This is a genomic window from Staphylococcus sp. AC872 (genome assembly GCF_979255425.1).
Genome location: NZ_CEEDKW010000010.1, coordinates 45,125 through 48,198, shown reverse-complemented (window position 1 = coordinate 48,198; position 3,074 = coordinate 45,125). Strand labels below are relative to the sequence as shown.

General features: G+C 32.8%; 3 protein-coding genes. All 3 read right to left on the bottom strand.

Annotated elements, in window-relative coordinates:
• Positions 1–398: 398 nt before the first annotated feature.
• The 3 genes from ACZ267_RS11775 to ACZ267_RS11765 are packed head-to-tail and all read right to left on the bottom strand — an operon-like array spanning position 399 to position 2,428.
• Positions 399–1,364 carry a hypothetical protein gene (locus ACZ267_RS11775; protein WP_002467482.1) on the bottom strand — a complete coding sequence of 322 codons (966 nt, stop codon included), beginning with the start codon at positions 1,362–1,364 and terminating at the stop codon, positions 399–401.
• On the bottom strand, positions 1,364–1,792 hold the full coding sequence (locus ACZ267_RS11770; RefSeq protein WP_002467478.1) for a RusA family crossover junction endodeoxyribonuclease: 429 nt from the start codon (positions 1,790–1,792) through the stop codon (positions 1,364–1,366). Before ACZ267_RS11770 ends, ACZ267_RS11775 begins: the two co-directional genes overlap by 1 nt.
• A gap of 12 nt (positions 1,793–1,804) precedes the next feature.
• Positions 1,805–2,428 carry a hypothetical protein gene (locus ACZ267_RS11765; RefSeq protein WP_002467475.1) on the bottom strand — a complete coding sequence of 208 codons (624 nt, stop codon included), beginning with the start codon at positions 2,426–2,428 and terminating at the stop codon, positions 1,805–1,807.
• Positions 2,429–3,074: the final 646 nt, after the last annotated feature.

The window sequence follows — 3,074 nt, the reverse complement described above, 5'->3', positions numbered from 1 at the left end:
CCGAAGAACAAGTGCTATGGGCTAATAGCCCATAGCACTTGTTCTTCGGTTCTTTTTTGCGAACTGAATTTTATACTCGTTCCTTTTCGGTTCACTTTCGTGAACTTATATTTATTTTATTTCTACCTCTAATTTTATATTGTTCTTTATTTGATTATATACTCTGTATATCGCTTAATTTCCTTTTAATTTTTATTATTACTGTTTACTTATCTACTTATTTAATGATATATTTAATTAGTTATACCTTTTTAAAGGTTATTGTATTTTACAGTTCGTTTTAGCGAACTTTTATTTTTATTACTTGATTATGGTTATAAATGTCTTTAAAACCTTGATATGACGGCATTATAAAAAGCACCATAATTAATATGGTGCTTGGTTGCTGCTTTTATTTTTTATCTAACTCTATCATCATGTCCGTGATAATTTACTGGTGTGCCTCCTAGTTGATAAAAACGGTCGTACATATAGCCTGAAAGCTCCTCAAACGCCGTATTTAAACGGTTAAATGCGTTTCTAGTACCGATATATTCACGGTCTTCTAATAACGCTCTTCTTGTATAAGCAACTTCTTTCGCAAACGCAACGTTTAAATCATATGATGCTGAGTTCCTATTTCTACTTTGAAAATACTCTAAACCTGCACTCTTAATAGGGTTTAAAAGGTCTAGAAGCGGTTGTGCGTCAGGTCTTAATCCTCTTTCTTCTGCAATACTAGGTCTTGCGTCTGTAAGGCTCTCAGCCTCTTGTATATAGCCACTATCTTCTAAATCGCCGATAACATTATCAACTTCTTTTTGTACGTCTTCTCCTTGCTCTAATGCTTCTCTATAGCGTACAAAGCCACTTGTATAATCACTTCTTAGCTTTTCAATCTTTTTAACAATACTCTCTGCTTTATCTTGTTTACCGTCTTCCATAGCGTCGATTAAGTCCATAAGCACATTTAACTCTTCGATTTCTATTTTTCGAACTTTCAACAATCGCCATGCTTCTCCTATGCTGTCTTCGTCTAATTCGCCGTCTAACTTTTCTCTAGCACGTTTTAATTGCTTAACCGATGGTTGATTATCTCCATCTGCTTTATCTTCTTCTATCGCCTCTATATGCTCGTCTATTCGGTCTCTTGCACTTTGTGCTACATTCTTTACGTCTGCGTCTACTTCGAGCTTATCACCTTGCTTGATTACACGTTGCTGTATCTTGCCTAGTGTATGCGATAGATTACTATATTCTTTTCTCAACACATTCATATACTCATAACGTTGCTCTAAACTGCTTAAATACGGCTCCATTAATCCCTGTGCCTCGTCCATCATTTGTTCTATCACTAGAAACTTATCTAAATTTGTGTTCGCCATTACTCAATCCCCCTTAAAACTATCTCAGTTCTTGGATTTTCCATTTCTTGAAACTTGCCCATTGATACCAATGCTACTCGGCTGTCTTTGACTTCTAATCCTCTGAAGATGCCGTCTAATGCTGCTTTGAGCAAGTTATCTATATCAGGTGCTGTCGTCCTTGTTAGCTTTTTTATTCGCTTTTGACTTCTTGGCGCTTGTACGTAAAACATGATTTCAGCTTTCACGCCTAACTCGGTATTTATCACGTCATAAAAATCATCATTAATCGCATTATCTTTCGCTAGTTCGGCTTGTATTGCGTCTAAATAATCACTATAAGACTGGTCATAATACGTGATAGTACGTCCATCATCTAAACGTCTTGTACGAGGTCTCGGTGTCCCCATAGGTGGTAACTTGATTGTGTATCTCCATACCTTAGCCATCGCTATTCACTCCTACTTATCTTCCTGTTCTCGCTTTTGTGCGTCCCAAAATTCAGCGATTCTATCGCCTTCTGATTGCTTATACGCTCGTTCTTTTTCTATTCGTTCTTGGCTATCTTTAGGCAAAGCTTCTATTTCTTCTTTCATCGCTTTACGCTCAGCATTATGTTTAGCGATAACTTCTGATTTGTCAGGGATTTGAGCCCGTTTATCTGTTTTGTTTTCAGTTTCTATTTCGGCTTTCTCTTTCCTTGCCGTCGGCTTACCTTGATAACCTAAATAATCCATATTCATATCTTTCGTATGTTTTTGAATGACATCAGCCTGTGCTTTTAAATCGACGTCAGATTTTTTCTTCGGTTTTTTATACTTTTCAGGGTGTTCTATAGCGTCGTTAAATAGCTCAATGACAGTGTTTAGTTGATTCAACGTGAAGATATCTCCTAACGCATAAAGTGCGTCCTTTTCTTCAGTTTTGATCTTGATTAGTTTCTTATATTTGAAGATAGCTGTTTTACCTAACTCTAAATGTTCAGCTAATAATTTCCACTGTGCGTCACTGACAAACCATTCTGCGATATTCTCACTTTTTGTTTTTGAGATACTTAATATCTTCTGTGTTTTAGTGTTAGCCATATTAAAACGCTCCTTTAATCATTAATTTTAATTATTTAACTTAATACTTATATCTTTACTTACGTCTTTATTTGCGTTCTTATTTACGTTTATAAGTAAACAACCAACTTTGCTCTATAGTTATGATTAGGTACATATATTGCTTATTTATTATCCTATTTACTATTTTACTTATTATCATATTAATATCTCTATTTACATAATTATTTATACTTATACTTACAGTTATGAATACTTCTTTACTTACATTTATATTAATAGTTCGTTTTAGTGAACTTTTAATTTAGCTTAAGTATAAATTATCTAGTTCTTTTTTGCAAATTGATTTTAAATTTAATTTATATAATAAAATATATTAATTAAAATTTAAAAATAACTAATATATAATATTAGAGGTTTTATCCAATATCTCTTTATTGATCTCAAAAATATCATTTCATAATGACATAAAGTACATAGTTGTTAAATGTTTCATTTTTTTCTTTAATAGGTATATCATCTTTACTACCTTATTCAAAGTCACGTTTGCATTTTGTTATGTTTATATCTCTATTTTTTCTGGTAACAATCTTCTTTTATTTACTGACATTAAATTATGTTTCTTAATAATATAAGTTGCTGTTTCAATATTAAGTACTTACAAGTT

Coding starts and splice junctions, on each gene's coding strand:
- ACZ267_RS11775 (WP_002467482.1), bottom strand. CDS start 1,364: ATGGCGAACACAAATTTAGATAAGTTTCTAGTGATAGAACAAATGATG.
- ACZ267_RS11770 (WP_002467478.1), bottom strand. CDS start 1,792: ATGGCTAAGGTATGGAGATACACAATCAAGTTACCACCTATGGGGACA.
- ACZ267_RS11765 (WP_002467475.1), bottom strand. CDS start 2,428: ATGGCTAACACTAAAACACAGAAGATATTAAGTATCTCAAAAACAAAA.